This is a genomic window from Arthrobacter sp. PL16 (assembly GCF_035985055.1).
Taxonomy (GTDB): Bacteria; Actinomycetota; Actinomycetes; order Actinomycetales; family Micrococcaceae; genus Arthrobacter_D; species Arthrobacter_D cheniae.
This window is the reverse complement of record NZ_JAXCIC010000008.1, coordinates 103,956-120,727: the sequence shown is the minus strand read 5'-3', so window position 1 is coordinate 120,727 and position 16,772 is coordinate 103,956. Positions and strand designations below refer to the sequence as shown.

Sequence of the window (16,772 nt, the reverse complement as noted above, 5' to 3'; positions counted from 1 at the left end):
CCCCACGGTCGTCCGCCTCCTGCCTTCCTGCCGCTGTAGTACACTTGAGCGAGCAGTCCGCTGCTTCCACCTCCTTGTGCCTACGGCTTCGATGGAACGTGGAATGGTGAGGCTGACTACGCGTGCCTGCGATCCGGTGCTCTCGAAGAGCCCCGGAACGCCCACCCTGCGGTCCGGCGATGTCCGGTAGGGGAGGGCGTGTCCATGACGACCAGGTGCCAGGATGTGACGGCCACCCCGGCCATCACTGAGACAACCGTCAACAAGCAGAGGCGGCGCACTGCGCCTGAGCCCTGCTGAAGAAAGGCATGACATGCCAGTCGTAACCATGCGCCAGCTGCTCGACAGCGGCGTCCACTTCGGTCACCAGACCCGCCGTTGGAACCCGAAGATGAAGCGCTTCATCTTCACCGAGCGCAACGGCATCTACATCATCGATCTCCAGCAGTCGCTGGGCTACATCGACCGTGCGTACGAGTTCGTCAAGGCCACCGTCGCCCACGGCGGAACCGTCCTCTTCGTCGGCACGAAGAAGCAGGCACAGGAAGCGATCGCCGATCAGGCGAACCGCGTCGGCCAGCCCTTCGTGAACCAGCGCTGGCTCGGCGGCATGCTCACCAACTTCCAGACGGTCTCCAAGCGCATCCAGCGTATGAAGGAACTCGAAGAGATCGACTTCGACGACGTCGCCGGCTCGGGCCACACGAAGAAAGAGCTCCTGCTCATGAAGCGTGAGCTCACCAAGCTGCAGACCAACCTCGGTGGCATCCGCAACCTGACCAAGGCTCCCTCGGTCGTGTGGGTCGTCGACACGAAGAAGGAACACCTCGCCATCGACGAGGCGAAGAAGCTGAACATCCCCGTCGTCGCGATCCTCGATACCAACTGCGATCCCGACGAGGTCGACTTCCCCATCCCGGGTAACGACGATGCCATCCGCGCCGTCAATCTTCTCACCCGCGTCATCGCGGACGCCGTGGCCGAGGGCCTCATCGCCCGCCACAACCGCTCGGGCAACAATGATTCCGCGGTTGCGGACGAGCCGATGGCCGAGTGGGAGCGCGAGCTTCTCGAGGGCAACACCGCCGAGGTAGCCGCCCCGGACGCAGCAGAGGCTTCCGCTCCGGCGACCTCCGAGTCTCCCGCTGCAGACCAGGCTCCCGCCGAGGCAGAGGCGCTCGCCGCCGAGGCCCCTGCAGCAGCCGAGGTTCCTGCCGAGGAAGTTCCCGTGCCGGAAGCACCCGCTACCGACGCCAAGTAGTTCCCGTTGCGTAAGGGGTGCGGGTCAAACCGCGCCCCTTTCCGCATGTTCGGCAGGTGTTCACCGCGTGACGCCTGCACCGCGGGCAGCGCCCGCGGAAGCTCTTCCTGGATCCACATCAACTTAGGAGTTCATATGGCAAATTTCACTGCCGCTGACATCAAGGCCCTGCGCGAGCGCACCGGCGCCGGCATGATGGACGTCAAGAAGGCCCTCGACGAAGCCGATGGCGACGCCGACAAGGCCCTGGAACTGATCCGCATCAAGGGCCTCAAGGGCGCGACGAAGCGTGAAGGCCGCTCCACCGCCGAGGGCCTCGTCGCCGCTCGGGTCGACGGCAACGTCGGCGTCCTGGTAGAGGTGAACTGCGAGACCGATTTCGTCGCCAAGGCTGCTCCCTTCGTCGACTTCTCGAACAAGGTACTCGCTGCCGCCATCGAATCCGGCGCCACGGATGTCGAGACCCTGCTGGCCTTCGAGCTCGAGGGCAAGCCCGTGTCCGAGCACGTCATCGAGGCAGGCGCACTGCTCGGCGAAAAGGTGGACGTCCGCCGCATCGCCCGCGTCGAGGGCGAGATCGTCGACGCCTACCTGCACAAGACGTCCAAGGACCTCCCTGCCCAGGTCGGCGTGCTCTTCGCCGTCGAGGGTTCGGGCGACGCAGCAGTACAGACCGCGCACGACGTCGCCGTGCACATCGCGGCGTACTCGCCGACCTACCTGACGCGCGACGAGGTTCCCGCCGAGCTCGTCGAATCCGAACGCCGCATCGCCGACGAGACCGCACGCGCCGAGGGCAAGCCCGAGCAGGCGCTCGCGAAGATCGTCGAGGGACGCCTCACCGGGTTCTTCAAGGAAGGTGTCCTGGTCGACCAGGCCTTCGCGAAGGACGCGAAGAAGTCCGTCGCCGCGGTACTCACCGAAGCGAACGTGAAGGCCACGGCCTTCGCCCGCTTCCGTGTAGGAGCCTAGGCCCGAGGCCAGGGCCACAGCACGAAGGTGAAGGGCGGCCGCCATCGGGGCGGCCGCCCTTTCCTGCGCCTGGGAGGCGCCCCGTATCCTGTAACGGGTCCGGCAACATCCCAACCCCCGCATCATCGGCCGTCCGACCAGGAACGGCCCGCAGCTCTACGCCGGGAGGCACTTAATGGACACCACTTCCACCGCTCCGACGGGTGGTACCGAGGGCCGGCGCCGAGTACTCCTCAAGCTTTCAGGCGAGGTCTTCGGCGGCGGCAAGCTGGGTGTCGACCCCGAGACCGTCCGCTCCGTGGCGCGGCAGATCGCTGCCACGGTCGGCGAGGTCGAAGTAGCGGTCGTCGTCGGCGGCGGCAACTTCTTCCGTGGCGCCGAACTATCTCAGAGCGGCATGGACCGGTCCCGCGCCGACTACATGGGCATGCTCGGCACCGTCATGAACTGCCTCGCGCTCCAGGACTTCCTCGAGCAGGCCGGCGTCGAAACGCGTGTGCAAAGTGCGATCACCATGGGGCAGGTCGCCGAGGCCTACATCCCGCGGCGAGCCATCCGCCACCTCGAGAAGGGGCGCGTGGTCATCTTCGGTGCGGGAGCGGGCCTGCCCTACTTCTCGACCGACACCGTCGCCGCCCAGCGCGCGCTCGAGGTACACGCGGACGAGGTCCTCATGGCCAAGAGCGGCGTCGACGGCGTATACACATCGGACCCCAACAAGGACCCGACGGCGGAGAAGCTCGAGACGCTGTCCTATGACGAGGCGCTGCGCCGTGATATCCGCGTGATGGACCAGACAGCCATGACCATGTGCAAGGACAACAACCTGACCATGGTGGTGTTCGGCATGGAGGGCGAGGGCAATGTCACGCGGGCTATCCGCGGCGAGAAGCTGGGCACGGTCGTCACCACCTAGCTGGTCCGGGCGGGCAGGGCAACGATGCCCCGGGTCCGCCGGGCCGCCGCACGCCCTTGAACTAGGATTGACCACTGGAACGGTTGCCGGGCAGCCGACTGCAGAGCGAAGGAGACATTGTGATCGAAGAGACCTTGCTGGAAGCCACCGACAAGATGGATAAGGCCGTGGAGGTTGCAAAGGACGATTTCGCGACGGTCCGCACCGGCCGTGCCAACGCCGCGATGTTCTCGAAGGTGGTGGTGATGTACTACGGCGCACCCACCCCGCTGCAGCAGCTGGCGTCCTTCCAGAACCCCGAAGCCCGCACGCTGCTCATCACCCCTTTCGACCGCAGCGTGCTGAACGACATCGAGAAGGCGCTCCGCGATTCCGATCTCGGCGCCAACCCCTCCAACGACGGCAACGTGATCCGGGTGGTCCTGCCCGAGCTGACGCAGGAGCGTCGCAAGGAATACGTGAAGCTGGTGAAGACCAAGGCGGAGGATGCCAAGATCTCCATCCGCAACGTCCGGCGCAAGGCCAAGGACGGTATCGACAAGGCCGTCAAGGACGGCGACGCCGGTGAGGACGAGGGCTCGCGCGCCGAGAAGGAACTCGACGCCCTGACGAAGTCCCGCGTGGACCTCGTCGACGAACTCCTGAAGCGCAAGGAAACCGAGCTGCTCGAGGTCTGATGGCAGACCTCGATCCTCCCGGTGCGGGTCCCCGGCGAGAACCCGGACCCGCCGTCGGGACAGAGAACGGCAGCGGTGTCGCGGCCGATACCGCACCGGCGCAACAGGACGTACCCGCACCCGCTTCCCGGAAGACGGTCACCGCCGGGCCGTCGAGTCGCGGGCTGCTCCGTCGGCGACGGCCTATCAGGGAGCCGGGCGTTCCCTCGCGCGCCGGGCGTAACCTGCCGGCCGCGATCGGGGTCGGCGCCGGCCTCCTGATCCCCGTCCTTGTGGGTCTGCTGTTCTTCCCGGTCGTCTTCGTCGGCATCGTCACCCTGTTCGCCGCGGTCGGCGTCTGGGAGATCAGCCGTGCACTCGAGATCCGTCGCATCCACGTTCCGCTGGTGCCTGCGCTGGCCGGGACGCTGGTGCTCCCGTTCTCCGCCTACTTCGGCGGAGCCGAGGGTATGGCCGTCGGAGCCGTCTTCGCCGTACTGGCGCTCTTCCTCTGGCGCTCGCTGGACCCTGCGCCGCACGCCGCGAAGAGCCTCATGGCCGGCACCTTCGCGGTGCTCTGGGTACCCTTCATGCTGAGTTTCGCGATGCTGCTCATGCGCGCGGAGGGCGGGTTCCTCGTCATTGCCACGCTGCTGCTGCTCGTCGTCGCGAACGACACCTTCGGCTACCTGATCGGTGCGTTCTTCGGCAAGCACGCCATGGCCCCGAAGATCAGCCCCAAGAAGTCCTGGGAGGGCTTCGGTGGCTCGATCGGCGGCGCGTTGATCGTCGGTGGGCTCTGCGCCGTCTTCCTCCTCGATCAACCGCTCTGGATCGGTCTGGTCCTCGCCGTGGCCATCGTCGCCGCGGCCACGACCGGGGACCTCGCCGAATCGATGATCAAGCGCGAGCTCGGGGTGAAGGACATGGGCACACTCCTCCCGGGCCACGGCGGCGTCATGGATCGCCTCGATTCGATCGTCTTCGCCTCCCCGATGGCATACCTGCTGTCCGCTACATTGGTACCGGGATTGCTGTAACCGCAGGTCAGCGGACACATTCCGGAGCCACCGGCTCCCGCACGGTCTCACGAGGGTTTCAGTAGAAGGACTTCACACGATGGACGAGGCTCGCCCGGGCAGTTCTCCCTTTGCCCGCGTAGGACGCCGTGAGTTCGGCTACAACACGCGCCAGGTGGACCGCTTCCTGACGAAGGCCCGCGGCTACTACAACGCGGAGGACCCGGACAGCGAGGCCATCTCCAGCAACGAGGTCCGCGCGATGGCGTTCGACCCCGCCAAGGGAGGCTATGAGCCGCAGGCCGTCGACGCCGCCCTGGACCGGCTGGAGGATGTCTTCGCGCAGCGGGAGCGGGACCTCCTCATCAGCACCAAGGGCGAGGACGCGTGGCTGCGGCAGATCGGCAGGACCGCTGCCGTCCTTCGCCGGCGTCTCCACCGGCCGGCGGGGGAGCGTTTCCGACGCCCCGCGAAGGAGAAAAGTTCCAGCTACGCCATCGAGGACGTCGACCGCCTCTGCGACGAGCTCCTCCAGTACCTCGAGGACGACGTGCCCATGAGTGTCGACGTCGTGCGCCGTGCAGTGTTCCGGGAGGCCCGGGGCGCCGACGGATATGAGGAGAACCAGGTGGATGTGTTCCTCGACCGCGTCGTCGAACTCATGGCGGGAATCGACTGACGCACCCGCTCCACCCGCCGGGCAGGTGATCCGGCGGGTATCGGCACGCTTAGCGCGCCTCGGGCGTGTGGAGCCGGGCCAGGACGCGCGACGCCGAGGCGGGCCGCCGCCCCGCTGTCGCCCGGGACACGAGGACCATCGTGGCGAAGGCTGCCGGGACCGTCCAGAGAGCGGGCTGTGCCAGCCACACCGAGGGGTCACCGGCCACGGGCCCCAGCAGCGCCGTGGCGGCGATCGCCCCACCGCACAGCACTGCGCCGACGAGCATCCCTGCTACGGCGCCGGCGTCCGTCAGTCCCCGCCACCAGATCCCCAGCAGCAACAGCGGGCAGATGGTGGAGGCGGTGAAGGCGAACACTGACCCGACGCTGCCTGCCAGGGCGAGGCTGTCCGTCAGCAGGGCGATGATGAGCGGGACGAGCGCGGACAGGAGAGCCGCGCGCCGGAAGCCGGTCACGCTGCCCTGGAAGAACTCCTGGCTCACCACGCCGGCCAGGGACACCACGAGGCCGCTGGTCGTCGAGAGGAACGCCGCGAAGGCCCCCGCCGTCACCAGCGCGGACAGGACGTCCCCCGTGGCGCCGTCGAAAATGCGCCCGGGCAGCAGCAGGACCGTGGCGTCCGCAGCTCCCTCCGCCGCGAGTTCGGGAGTGTGGATGCGACCGAGGACCCCGTAGACAGTGGGGAACAGGTAGAAGACGGAGAGCAGGCCGAGGACGATCAGGGTGGTCTGGCGCGCAGAGGCGCCATCGGGATTCGTGTAGAAGCGCACGAGCACGTGCGGCAGGCCGAGTGTCCCGAAGAGGAGTGCGATGACGAGCGAGATGGTGCCGTAGAGGGACGCGTCCGCTGTCGTGTTGAGGTCCGCCGTGAAGGCACTCCCTCCCGCCGTGATCTCCCGCCCGTCCGCGCCGAGGCGGAACAGGATGAACGCCACGGGAACCGCGAGGGCCGTCAGCTTGAGCCAGTACTGGAAGGCCTGCACGAAGGTGATCGAGCGCATCCCGCCGGTGACGACGCTGAGGGATACTACGACGACGACGGCGAGCGGCCCCACCCATGACGGCAGACCGGTGGTGATGCGCACCGTCAGGGCGGCGCCGTGCAGTTGCGGCACGATGTACAGCCAGCCCACGACGACGACAAGCATGCTGGTCACCCGGCGCACCAGCAGGGAGTCCAGCCTCGCCTGGGCGAAGTCGGGGATGGTGTAGGCGCCGGACCGGCGCAGGGGAGCGGCAACGAACAGGAGAAGCATGAGATAGCCCGCGGTGTAGCCGATGGGGAACCAGAGGGCGTCGACGCCGGAGATGAGGATGAGTCCCGCGACGCCGAGGAAGCTGGCCGCGGAGAGGTACTCGCCGCCGATGGCGGAGGCGTTCCACCAGGGGCGGACCGTCCTGGAGGCGACATAGAAATCGCCCGTGGTGCGCGAGATCCGGAGTCCGTAGATGCCGATCAGCACGGTGCTCAGCGCAACGAGGACCAGGGCGGTGTAGCCCACCGCGGGATTCAGCTGCAGGCCCGTGCTGTCAAGGGCGTCAGTCATCGTCCACCAGGTCCTGGAAGCGACGCTCGTTGCGCGAGGCACTGCGGATGTAGAGGACGGCGCATCCGATCACCAGGGGGTAGATGCCGAGGCCGAGGAGCAGCCAGGGGATGGGTACGGTCAGGATGGTCACACTGTTGATGTCCGGGAAGACGGCGAGCAGCACGGGGATCCCGATGAGGATGACCAGGAAACCGCCGGCCACCACGAGGGCCAGGCGCAGCTGCGACCTGATGAGGGAGGCGACGAAGAGCTGGCCCACTTCGGACTGCTCGGCCATCTCGCGCGCCACGGGGAAGGACCCGCCGGTGGCGCGTGCCGCCGCCCTCGGCGCGGTGACGCGGACCCTGCGGGGCGCTTCGGAGCTGTCCTCGGTCATCGGGCCGTCGTCCCCGCGATGGTCGGGAGCGGATCCACCGGGGCCGTCAGTGACTCGGGCGGAGGCGCGTGGCCTCGAGCTTCTCCCGGACATCGGGGAGGTGCCGGCGGCTGACGGGCAACTCCGCGTCCCCGACGAACAGGCTCGCCCGGCCCGCGCCGATGCGGACCTTCCGTACCTGGTCCATCGCCACGAGGTACGAGCGGTGCGTGCGGAGGAAACCGGCCTCCGCCCACTGGCGCTCGAGGTCGTTGAGCGGGATGCGGATGAGGTAGCTCGCCTCCGACGTATGCAGGCGCGCATAGTCGCCCTGTGCCTGCACGTACCGGACGTCGTCGCGCCTGATCATGCGGCTCACGCCGCCCTGGTCCACGGTGATGACCTCGGGCGCCGCGGTCGAGCCCTCCATCAGCTCGCAGACGCGCCGCACGGACTCCGCGAGGCGCTCGGTCCGCACGGGCTTCAGGAGGTAGTCGACCGCGCGCAGCTCGAAGGCCTCGAGGGCCCGGTCCTCGTCCGCCGTCACGAAGACGATCGCGGGCGGGCGGGTGAAGCGGGAGATCACGCGGGCTATGTCGAGCCCGGAGAGGGAGGGCATGTGGATGTCGAGGAAGAGGGCGTCGACGCTGTGCTGCTCGAGGGCCCTGAGCGCCTCGGCTCCACTGGACGCGCGGTGGATCGTCCCGATCCGGGCGTCCTTGCCGAGCAGGAAGGCCAGTTCCTCCACGGCGGGGAGCTCATCGTCGGCGATGATGACATTGACCATGGGTTCTAGGTTACGCGCCTCACGCCTGGTGATCGGGCTGCGACTTCGGCACGCGGAGGGTGATGAGCGTGCCTGCGCCGGGCGCCGTGTCGATGATGAGGCCGTGGTCGTCACCGTAGACCTGGCGCAGTCGCGAGTCGACGTTGCGCAGGCCTACATGGACGTCCTCGGTATGGCCCGCGAGGACGGACCGGAGGTGGTCCGGGTCGATGCCCACGCCGTCGTCCTCGATGGTCACCTCGGCGAAGGAGCCGACATCGTGCGCCGTGATGGTGATGTTACCGACGCCGTCCTTGGAGTCGAGACCGTGGCGCACGGCGTTCTCGACGAGCGGCTGGAGGCTGAGGAACGGGATCACCGTGCTGAGGACCTCCGGGCCGATCTCCAGGGTGACCTTCAGCCGGTCCCCGAAGCGCGCCCGTTCGAGGAGCAGGTACCGGTCGATGCTGCGCAGTTCCTCGGCAACCGTCGTGAAGTCCCCATGCCGGCGGAAGGAGTATCGGGTGAAATCGGCGAACTCGACCACGAGCTCACGCGCCCGCTGCGGATCCGTGTTGATGAAGGACGCGATCGCGTTCAGCGAGTTGTAGATGAAGTGCGGACTGATCTGTGCGCGCAGGGCACGGAGCTCCGCCTCGGCGAGCAGGCGGCGGGACGAGGCCAGTTCCGCGAGCTCCACCTGGGTGGACACCCAGCCGGCGAGCTCGTTCGTCGCGCGCACGAGGCCCGCGTTCACATCGCCGGCGAAGGCGCCGACCGTGCCCACCACCCGGTTGTCGACGCGTACCGGCGAGAGGACGAGTTCGCCGAGTCCCGTCAGCCCCGCGGCGTCGAGCCGCTGCCGCCGGAAGATCTGGGTGCGGCCGCTCTCGAGGACCTGCCGCACGAGTGGCATCACGTCCGGCGGCGTCCCGCGTCCGCCGTCCCACGCGAGCACGCCGGCGTCGTCGCTCATCATGAGGACGTCGCACCGAAGGAGCCCGCGCAGGTAGCGGCTCGCCTTCGAGGCGCCCGACGGGGTCAGCCCCTCTCGCAGGTACTCGGAGGCGAGGGCCGCCGTGTGCAGGGTGGCGTAGGTGGCGCGGTCGGCATCGGACCCGAGATCCCGGTAGGAGCGTGAGAGGCGGAAGCCGAGCAGGGCGACGACGCAGAGCGTGATGATGGCGACCGCGCACACCAGGGCGGTGTCGACGGCGGCGCTGAACATTGCTCCACAGTAGCGTCCGATCGGTCCCACCCCCGGCCCCCGGCCCTGCGCCGGTCAACGCCGTTCATCGCGCCCGCCGACCGTTCACCGCACCTTGCTGCTCGCTCACCGACACGCACGCGCGGCCTGCTGGCGGGTGGCGACCCCATGCCGCACAGTGATGGGTGTCACACCGGCGTGCCTCCCTGAGTGGCAACGGTGCCGCCGTCGCGGTCGAGGTGACGCCCGAGAAGAAGGAGAAACCATGGGTTCGCACCCAGTAGAGCCGGAAGCCGGCTCCGGGGCTGCCGTCGACTTCACCGAAGTCCAGCAGACCGAGCAGTTCAAGGAACTGCGCAAGCGCCATCGCAGCTTCGTCTTCCCCATGGCAGTGTTCTTCCTGCTCTGGTACTTCGCCTACGTGCTGCTGGCCGCCTTTGCCCACGACTTCATGGCCACCCCGGTGTCCGGCAACATCAACGTCGGGATCATCCTGGGGCTGTTGCAGTTCGTCAGCACCTTCGCCATCACCATGTGGTACGTGAGCTACGCCAATCGGCGCCTCGACCCCATCGCGGCGAACCTTCGACACGAGCTCGAAGAAGCGGCCCCTGAGGCCTTCATCGATCCGGCAGGTGGAAAGAAATGAGCATCATCTCCAGCGCGGCAGTCCGCGTCCCCCTACAGACGGCCGAGACCACGACCGTCGGTTCGCCTCTGCTCAACATCTCCATCTTCGGTCTGTTCGTCGCCATCACCCTCGTGATCGTGCTGAGGGCGAGCCGCAACAACAAGACGGCAGCCGACTACTACGCTGCCGGCCGCTCGTTCACCGGTGGCCAGAACGGCACGGCCATCGCGGGCGACTACCTCTCGGCGGCGTCCTTCCTCGGCATCGTCGGCGCCATCGCCATCAACGGCTATGACGGCTTCCTCTACTCGATCGGGTTCCTCGTGGCCTGGCTCGTGGCACTGCTCCTGGTGGCGGAACTCCTCCGTAACACGGGCAAGTTCACGATGGCCGACGTCCTGTCCTTCCGGTTGAAGCAGCGCCCGGTCCGCATCGCCGCGGCGATCACCACACTCGCTGTCTGCTTCTTCTACCTCCTCGCGCAGATGGCGGGCGCGGGTGGACTCGTCTCACTGCTGCTGGGCATCGACGACCGCCTCGGCCAGTCCGTCGTCATCACCGTGGTCGGTGTCCTCATGATCATGTACGTGCTGATCGGTGGCATGAAGGGCACCACCTGGGTGCAGATCATCAAGGCCTGCCTGCTGATCGCCGGCGCGTTCATCATGACCGTCTGGGTCCTCGCGATCCATGGTTTCAATCTCTCCACCCTGCTCGGTGCGGCGATCGAGACCTCCGGCAACGCGGCGATCACCAGCCCCGGCCTGCAGTACGGCCTCAGCGCCATCACGCGGATCGACTTCCTGTCGCTGGCGCTCGCCCTGGTCCTCGGCACGGCAGCCCTGCCCCACGTGCTCATGCGCTTCTACACCGTCCCGACGGCGAAGGAGGCCCGCCGCTCCGTGGTCTGGGCCATCTGGCTCATCGGCGCGTTCTACCTCTTCACGCTCGTCCTCGGCTACGGCGCCAGTGCACTCATCGGTGCCGAGCGCATCGCCGCCGCTCCCGGTGGCGTGAACTCGGCAGCTCCGCTCCTGGCCTATGAGCTCGGCGGGTCGATCCTCCTCGGGCTCATCTCCGCCGTCGCCTTCGCCACGATCCTCGCTGTCGTCGCAGGCCTGACCATCACGGCCGCCGCATCGTTCGCCCATGACATCTATGCCAGCGTCATCCGGCGCGGCAAGGTGGACCCCGACGGCGAGGTCAAGGTGGCACGGAGGACCGTCGTCGTCATCGGCCTCCTGTCGATCATCGGCGGCATCGGTGCGCAGGGACAGAACGTGGCATTCCTCGTGGCGCTCGCCTTCGCGGTGGCTGCCAGCGCCAACCTGCCGACCATCCTCTACTCGCTGTTCTGGAAGAAGTTCAACACCCAGGGCGCCGTCTGGAGCATGTATGGCGGACTGGGCTCGGCCATCCTCCTGATCGCTCTCTCGCCGGTCGTCTCCGGCGGCGAGAAGTCGATGATCCAGGGCGCCGACTTCTCGGTGTTCCCGCTCAGCAACCCGGGCATCGTCTCGATCCCGCTGGCGTTCTTCCTGGGTTGGCTGGGCACCATCCTCTCCCGCACGAAGGAGGACCCGATGAAGCAGGCGGAGATGGAGGTCCGCTCGCTGACCGGTGTCGGAGCCGAGAAGGCCACCGACCACTGACAGGTCCGTCCAGGCACGAAGAAGGCCGCTCACCGACAGGTGGGCGGCCTTTCCTGTGGTCCTCGACGGATCAGTCTACGACGCCGGCCGCGGCCCGCGCGCGAGGAGCGGTTCGACCCGGAAGGGGATGAGCTCGCCCATCGCGAGGGAGGTGTCGCAGCGCTCGACCCCCTCGCACGCCAGGATCTTCCCATTGATACGGAAGAGGTCCTCGGCGTCGACGGCGACCACGCGCACCAGGATGTCGGCCTGTCCGGTCAGACCGAAGGCTTCGATGACCTCGGGGACGGCAGCGATGCTGTGCGTGATGGCGGCGAGCTTCTGCTGCTGCACATGGACGTGGATGAAGGCCGTCAGCGGGTATCCCAGCGACACCGTGTTGATACGGCGTTCGAACGAGAGGAAGACCGCTTTCTTCTCGAGCTGCGCCATCCTCGCCTGCACCGTGTTGCGTGACAGCCCGAGCTTCTGTGCGAGGGCGACCACGGTCCGCCGTGGGTCTTTGGCCATGGCCTGTAGCAGGCGGGTGTCGGTGAGGTCGAGGGGTTGCATAGTGCGCAACGCTAACACGGGTGAACCGGCCGGAATAGTGCAAGGTGCTCAGTCGCAGATCAATCGGTTGTGCTACCTGTCAGGTGTGAGTAGGGTCACAACCACTCCGGGTGAAGGCGCCCGGAGCCCTTCCAGCCGTGCGGATCGCCGGTGGAGGGTCGTCTGCGAGTGCGGAGGTTGCGTGCAATGACCGAGGACGCCACCCGGCCGGAACCAGGATCTACCAGCGGGTCCTACCGGCAGGAACCGATGCAGGAAACCGCCGGCGGGACAGTTCTCCCCGGGCCGGCGCGAGCCGGCGGGGATGACCTCGTGCAGCTCGTCGACCACCGCGGCGTGCGCCACCCGCACCGACACTACGACGAGCTCATCGCCGACGTCGACGGCGCCGCGGTGCAGAAGCTGTACGAGGACATGGTCGTGGTGCGGCGCATCGACGCCGAGGCCACGGCACTCCAGCGCCAGGGCGAGCTCGCGCTCTGGCCGCCGCTCCTCGGCCAGGAGGCCGCGCAGATCGGTTCCGGACGGGCCCTCCGCCCCGACGACTTCGTCTTCTCCAGCTACCGCGAGAACGCCGTCGCCTACTGCCGGGGTGTGGATCTCGCTGACATCCTGCGGGTCTGGCGGGGCAATGCGTCCTCGGGGTGGGACCCCTACACGATCAACATGGCCACCCCGCAGGTCATCATCGGGGCCCAGACGCTGCATGCCACGGGCTACGCGATGGGTATCATCCACGACGGCGCTGACTCCGTCGCCGTGGCCTACTTCGGCGACGGCGCCACGAGTCAGGGTGACGTCAACGAAGCGATGGTCTTCGCCGCGAGCTACCAGGCGCCGGTGATCTTCTTCTGCCAGAACAACCACTGGGCCATCTCGGAGCCCGTCGGACTGCAGGCGCACGTGCCGATCGCGCGCCGGGCTCCGGGCTTCGGCATCCCCTCGGTCCGCGTCGACGGCAACGACGTCCTTGCCTGCCTCGCCGTCATGCGGGAAGCGCTGGCCCGCGCCCGGTCCGGAGGCGGGCCGACCTTCATCGAAGCAGTGACCTACCGCATGGGCCCGCATACGACGGCGGACGATCCCACCCGCTACCGCGATGCCAACGAACTCGAGGACTGGGCCGAGCGGGACCCGCTGGCGCGGATCGCCGCCCTGCTCGACTCCCTCGGACTGCTCGAGGCGGACTTCACCGACGCCGTGAGGGCGAAGGCGGACGCCGTCGCCGCCGAGCTGCGCGAGGGCTGCCTCTCGATGCCCGAGCCCGCGCCGTCGGATGTCTTCCGGCACGTGTACAGCGAGCCCAACTCCTGGCTGGACCGCCAGCAGGACCACTACGAGCGCTACCTCGCCTCCTTTGCCCGGGCACCCCAGGAAGGACCCCGCTGATGACCACGATGACCTTCGGCCGCGCCATCAACGCAGGCCTGCGCCGCGCCATGGACGACGACCCCAAGGTGATCCTCATGGGCGAGGACATCGGCAAGCTCGGGGGGGTGTTCCGTATCACAGACGGGCTGCAGAAGGATTTCGGTTCCCACCGCGTCCTCGACACCCCGCTCGCCGAAGCCGCCATCATGGGGACCGCCGTCGGCATGGCCTACCGCGGCTACCGCCCCGTGGTCGAGATCCAGTTCGACGGGTTCATCTACCCGGCCTTCGACCAGATCGTGTGCCAAGTCGCCAAGCTGCACTACCGCACCCAGGGCGCCGTGAAGATGCCCATCACCATCCGGGTACCGTTCGGGGGCGGCATCGGCTCGCCGGAGCACCACTCCGAGTCACCCGAGGCGTACTTCACGCACACCTCAGGGCTGCGCGTGGTCAGCGTCTCCAACCCCCAGGACGCCTACACGATGATCCAGCAGGCCATCGCCAGCGACGACCCCGTCCTCTACTTCGAGCCCAAGCGGCGGTACCACGTCAAGGGCGAGGTGGACGAGGGAGGAGGCCCGGCATCCTCGGACATGGGGGCGGCCCGCGTCGTCACCGAGGGGACCGACGTCACCCTCGTGGCCTACGGACCCCTCGTATCGACGGCGCGCGACGCAGCCATCGCCGCGTCCGACGACGGCATCTCCATCGAGGTCATCGACCTGCGATCCCTCGCGCCGATCGACTTCGCGACGGTCGAGGCCTCCGTCCGCAAGACCGGACGGCTCGTCGTCACGCACGAGGCAGCCCAGTCCGGCGGACTCGGAGCGGAGATCGCCGCGAGCATCACGGAGCGGTGCTTCGACTACCTCGAGCACGCGCCTGTCCGCGTCACGGGCTTCGACATCCCGTACCCCTACTCGAAGCTCGAGTTCCACCACCTGCCGGACCTGGACAGGATCCTCGACGGCGTGGACCGCGTGCTGCGCCGCCCGAACTCCCTCAGCGTGCCCGACGGCGGGCTGCAGGGCGAAGGAGCGTTCCAGTGACCACGACGACGTCGACCAGGATCAGGGAGTTCCGCCTGCCGGATCTCGGCGAGGGGCTGACCGAGTCCGAGATCGTCCAGTGGCGGGTGGCCGAGGGCGAGACCGTCGAGTTGAACCAGATCATCGCCGACGTCGAGACCGCCAAGGCCGTCGTCGAGCTGCCGTCGCCCTACGCGGGTGTCGTGGTGAAGCTTCATGAAGCCGCCGGTGCCGTTGTCGACGTCGGCGCGAGGATCGTCTCGTTCGAGGTGGCGGGGGAGCCTGAAACGGATGATCCGACGCCGATGTCGGCGAGCAACGAGGCGCCCGAGAAGCGCGAGCCGAACCTCGTGGGCTACGGAGCCGCCGTGGAGAAGGGCGGACGGCCCCAGCGGCGTTCCCGGACACTGCGCGCCGATACCTCCATGGGTACGCCAGTGACGACGGTCGTGGGCCCAACCGCCGGCCGAACCGCCGGCCCAACCGCCAGCCCGACCACCAGCCCGACCACCAGTACGCCCGCGGGCCCGATCGCCAGCACGCCCGCCGGCGAGCGTCCCCGCTCCACGCCACCGGTCCGCAAGCTCGCCCGGGACCTCGGCATCACACTCGATGCCCTGACGGGGACGGGTCCGGGAGCCCTCATCACCCGCGCGGACGTGCTTGCAGCCCTCGCGGGCACCGCGGGAAGCCCGACTGCTACGCCTGCTGCCGGCGCCGACCCGGGCGCGGAAGTTCCCGTCGCGGCGGTCAGGTCGTCGGCCGCGGGGTCGACCCTGGGGGAGACGCGCACCCCGATACGAGGGATGAGGAAGCACACGGCGGCTGCGATGGTGGCGAGCGCCTTCACCGCGCCCCACGTGACGGAGTTCCTCACCATCGACGTGACCGAGACGATGGACCTGCTCACGGAGTTGAAGGCGGCGCGCGCCTTCGACGGCACCAGGGTCACCCCGCTGACCATCGTGGCCAAGGCCGTGTGCATCGCGATCTCCCGGAACCCGACACTCAACTCGTCATGGGACGAGGCGTCGCAGGAGATCGTGCAGTACGCGGACGTGAACCTCGGGATCGCCGCTGCAACTCCCCGCGGCCTGCTGGTACCGAACATCAAGGCCGCTCAGTCCCTGACGCTGGTGGACCTAGCGCGGGCCCTCAACTCACTGGCCGACACCGCCAGGGCTGGCAGGACACCGCCCGCGGACCTTGCCGGCGGTACCGTCTCGATCACCAACATCGGGGTCTTCGGCATCGACGCGGGGACCCCCATCCTCAACCCGGGCGAGGCGGCGATCCTGGCGATGGGAGCGGTGCGCAGCATGCCCTGGGAGTATCAGGGCGCCGTGGCCCTGCGGTCCGTCATGACACTCAGCCTGTCCTTCGACCACCGACTTGTCGACGGAGAGCAGGGCTCACGCTTCCTGGCGGACGTCGGTACCATCCTGCGGAAGCCCGCGATGGTTCTCACCATGGTCTAGCGTCCCGGTGCCGGCACGAGCCGGATCGCAGCCGGGGCCGTGGCCCTCCCGTAGCCGTGGCGCGGGAGGGCTACGGCAGTTCGAGGATCAGTTCGCGCACCACGGCGCCGCGTGCCGGTGCGAAGCCCTGCGTCTCGCCCACCTGCTGGAAGCCCCAGCGCTCCAGGATGCGGATGGAACTCGCGTTGTCCGCTACGGCACGCGCCCGGATGGGCCGCTCGGTGACCTCGTTCAGGAACTGCCCGACGGCGGCGGTGGTGATGCCCTGTCCCCACCGCGAGCGGTCTATCCAGTAGCTGATCTCGGGGGCCTCGCCGTCGTGGTAGGCGAGGATGCTGCCCACCACATCGCCGTCGGACAGGATGGTGCGCACCGTGATCCTGCGGTCGTTCAGGATGTCCTGCCAGTGGTTGTCGAAGACGCCGCGATCGGACGGGTTCTTCGCGCCGAAGGCAGCCATGTGGTTGGCGCTCGGGTCCAGCTGGTGCGAGAAGAATTCGTCGAGGTCGGTGGCTTCAACGGGACGTAGCGTGATCACGGCGGTACTTTCAGTCGATGGTGTGGCCGCTCGGCGCGGCCGGGACTTCTCGTGGTTCAGCGTACTAGGCGCCCGGGAAAGCCGCTGGCGACGACGGATCACGCCCTCCCACGGCAGGTGGCACCGTAGGACCGCC

At 68.1% G+C, this 16,772-nt stretch carries 17 protein-coding genes; 11 read left to right on the top strand and 6 right to left on the bottom strand.

Annotation, left to right across the window (positions count from 1 at the left end; translation table 11 throughout):
• Positions 1-313 precede the first annotated feature (313 nt).
• The 6 genes from rpsB to RCH21_RS14945 all read left to right on the top strand — a co-directional run bounded on the left by rpsB (position 314) and on the right by RCH21_RS14945 (position 5,503).
• Entirely contained in the window at positions 314-1,261 is a 948-nt protein-coding gene (gene rpsB, locus RCH21_RS14970; RefSeq protein WP_120148160.1) for a 30S ribosomal protein S2, read from the top strand.
• Positions 1,262-1,396: 135 nt separating this feature from the next.
• Positions 1,397-2,233, top strand: coding sequence for a translation elongation factor Ts (gene tsf / locus RCH21_RS14965; RefSeq protein WP_120148159.1), 837 nt, complete (start codon positions 1,397-1,399; stop codon positions 2,231-2,233).
• Positions 2,234-2,408: 175 nt separating this feature from the next.
• Complete coding sequence (pyrH, locus tag RCH21_RS14960) at positions 2,409-3,149, top strand: UMP kinase (RefSeq protein WP_120148158.1); 741 nt, start codon at positions 2,409-2,411, stop codon at positions 3,147-3,149.
• A gap of 119 nt (positions 3,150-3,268) precedes the next feature.
• Positions 3,269-3,826: a ribosome recycling factor gene (gene frr, locus RCH21_RS14955; RefSeq protein WP_120148157.1), complete on the top strand. Its 558-nt coding sequence runs from the start codon at positions 3,269-3,271 to the stop codon at positions 3,824-3,826.
• A complete protein-coding gene (locus RCH21_RS14950) occupies positions 3,826-4,845 on the top strand; it encodes a phosphatidate cytidylyltransferase (protein WP_326965052.1) in 1,020 nt (339 codons plus the stop codon). Before frr ends, RCH21_RS14950 begins: the two co-directional genes overlap by 1 nt.
• A gap of 79 nt (positions 4,846-4,924) precedes the next feature.
• On the top strand, positions 4,925-5,503 hold the full coding sequence (locus tag RCH21_RS14945; RefSeq protein WP_120148155.1) for a DivIVA domain-containing protein: 579 nt from the start codon (positions 4,925-4,927) through the stop codon (positions 5,501-5,503).
• A 49-nt stretch (positions 5,504-5,552) separates the two neighbouring features.
• Here RCH21_RS14945 and RCH21_RS14940 read toward each other — a convergent pair whose 3' ends face one another.
• From RCH21_RS14940 to RCH21_RS14925, 4 genes are read right to left on the bottom strand one after another with little or no spacing between them, the layout of a single operon-like run.
• Positions 5,553-7,019 (bottom strand): sodium/solute symporter, encoded by a 1,467-nt coding sequence (locus RCH21_RS14940; RefSeq protein ID WP_326965073.1) that lies wholly within the window; start codon positions 7,017-7,019, stop codon positions 5,553-5,555.
• 25 nt (positions 7,020-7,044) lie between these two features.
• Positions 7,045-7,431, bottom strand: a complete 387-nt coding sequence (locus RCH21_RS14935; RefSeq protein ID WP_326965051.1) for a hypothetical protein — start codon at positions 7,429-7,431, stop codon at positions 7,045-7,047.
• Between the two features lie 46 nt (positions 7,432-7,477).
• Positions 7,478-8,197 carry a LytR/AlgR family response regulator transcription factor gene (locus tag RCH21_RS14930; protein WP_120148153.1) on the bottom strand — a complete coding sequence of 240 codons (720 nt, stop codon included), beginning with the start codon at positions 8,195-8,197 and terminating at the stop codon, positions 7,478-7,480.
• 19 nt (positions 8,198-8,216) lie between these two features.
• Positions 8,217-9,404, bottom strand: a complete 1,188-nt coding sequence (locus RCH21_RS14925) for a histidine kinase (RefSeq protein WP_326965050.1) — start codon at positions 9,402-9,404, stop codon at positions 8,217-8,219.
• 244 nt (positions 9,405-9,648) lie between these two features.
• Between RCH21_RS14925 and RCH21_RS14920 the strand changes: the two genes are divergently transcribed.
• Together RCH21_RS14920 and RCH21_RS14915 are read left to right on the top strand one after the other, a co-directional pair.
• On the top strand, positions 9,649-10,032 hold the full coding sequence (locus RCH21_RS14920) for a DUF485 domain-containing protein (RefSeq protein WP_120148151.1): 384 nt from the start codon (positions 9,649-9,651) through the stop codon (positions 10,030-10,032).
• Complete coding sequence (locus RCH21_RS14915) at positions 10,029-11,666, top strand: solute symporter family protein (RefSeq protein WP_326965049.1); 1,638 nt, start codon at positions 10,029-10,031, stop codon at positions 11,664-11,666. Before RCH21_RS14920 ends, RCH21_RS14915 begins: the two co-directional genes overlap by 4 nt.
• Before the next feature lie 75 nt (positions 11,667-11,741).
• Here RCH21_RS14915 and RCH21_RS14910 read toward each other — a convergent pair whose 3' ends face one another.
• The gene (locus RCH21_RS14910; protein ID WP_326965048.1) at positions 11,742-12,218 is read right to left on the bottom strand and encodes an Lrp/AsnC family transcriptional regulator; all 477 of its coding nucleotides are present in this window, start codon (positions 12,216-12,218) and stop codon (positions 11,742-11,744) included.
• A gap of 249 nt (positions 12,219-12,467) precedes the next feature.
• Here RCH21_RS14910 and pdhA point away from each other — a divergent pair, with 249 nt between their 5' ends.
• From pdhA to RCH21_RS14895, 3 genes are read left to right on the top strand one after another with little or no spacing between them, the layout of a single operon-like run.
• The gene (pdhA, locus tag RCH21_RS14905) at positions 12,468-13,607 is read left to right on the top strand and encodes a pyruvate dehydrogenase (acetyl-transferring) E1 component subunit alpha (RefSeq protein ID WP_442784725.1); all 1,140 of its coding nucleotides are present in this window, start codon (positions 12,468-12,470) and stop codon (positions 13,605-13,607) included.
• Positions 13,607-14,641, top strand: a complete 1,035-nt coding sequence (locus tag RCH21_RS14900; protein ID WP_326965046.1) for an alpha-ketoacid dehydrogenase subunit beta — start codon at positions 13,607-13,609, stop codon at positions 14,639-14,641. The genes pdhA and RCH21_RS14900 overlap by 1 nt, the downstream gene beginning before the upstream one ends.
• On the top strand, positions 14,638-16,098 hold the full coding sequence (locus RCH21_RS14895) for a dihydrolipoamide acetyltransferase family protein (protein ID WP_326965045.1): 1,461 nt from the start codon (positions 14,638-14,640) through the stop codon (positions 16,096-16,098). Before RCH21_RS14900 ends, RCH21_RS14895 begins: the two co-directional genes overlap by 4 nt.
• Before the next feature lie 70 nt (positions 16,099-16,168).
• On the opposite strand, the gene RCH21_RS14890 is transcribed toward RCH21_RS14895, so the two are convergent.
• On the bottom strand, positions 16,169-16,636 hold the full coding sequence (locus RCH21_RS14890; RefSeq protein WP_326965044.1) for a GNAT family N-acetyltransferase: 468 nt from the start codon (positions 16,634-16,636) through the stop codon (positions 16,169-16,171).
• Between the last annotated feature and the right edge of the window lie 136 nt (positions 16,637-16,772).

Coding starts and splice junctions, on each gene's coding strand:
- pdhA (WP_442784725.1), top strand. CDS start 12,468: ATGCAGGAAACCGCCGGCGGGACAGTTCTCCCCGGGCCGGCGCGAGCC.
- RCH21_RS14925 (WP_326965050.1), bottom strand. CDS start 9,404: ATGTTCAGCGCCGCCGTCGACACCGCCCTGGTGTGCGCGGTCGCCATC.
- RCH21_RS14900 (WP_326965046.1), top strand. CDS start 13,607: ATGACCACGATGACCTTCGGCCGCGCCATCAACGCAGGCCTGCGCCGC.
- RCH21_RS14920 (WP_120148151.1), top strand. CDS start 9,649: ATGGGTTCGCACCCAGTAGAGCCGGAAGCCGGCTCCGGGGCTGCCGTC.
- RCH21_RS14945 (WP_120148155.1), top strand. CDS start 4,925: ATGGACGAGGCTCGCCCGGGCAGTTCTCCCTTTGCCCGCGTAGGACGC.
- RCH21_RS14910 (WP_326965048.1), bottom strand. CDS start 12,218: ATGCAACCCCTCGACCTCACCGACACCCGCCTGCTACAGGCCATGGCC.
- pyrH (WP_120148158.1), top strand. CDS start 2,409: ATGGACACCACTTCCACCGCTCCGACGGGTGGTACCGAGGGCCGGCGC.
- RCH21_RS14935 (WP_326965051.1), bottom strand. CDS start 7,431: ATGACCGAGGACAGCTCCGAAGCGCCCCGCAGGGTCCGCGTCACCGCG.
- rpsB (WP_120148160.1), top strand. CDS start 314: ATGCCAGTCGTAACCATGCGCCAGCTGCTCGACAGCGGCGTCCACTTC.
- RCH21_RS14930 (WP_120148153.1), bottom strand. CDS start 8,197: ATGGTCAATGTCATCATCGCCGACGATGAGCTCCCCGCCGTGGAGGAA.
- tsf (WP_120148159.1), top strand. CDS start 1,397: ATGGCAAATTTCACTGCCGCTGACATCAAGGCCCTGCGCGAGCGCACC.
- RCH21_RS14950 (WP_326965052.1), top strand. CDS start 3,826: ATGGCAGACCTCGATCCTCCCGGTGCGGGTCCCCGGCGAGAACCCGGA.
- RCH21_RS14915 (WP_326965049.1), top strand. CDS start 10,029: ATGAGCATCATCTCCAGCGCGGCAGTCCGCGTCCCCCTACAGACGGCC.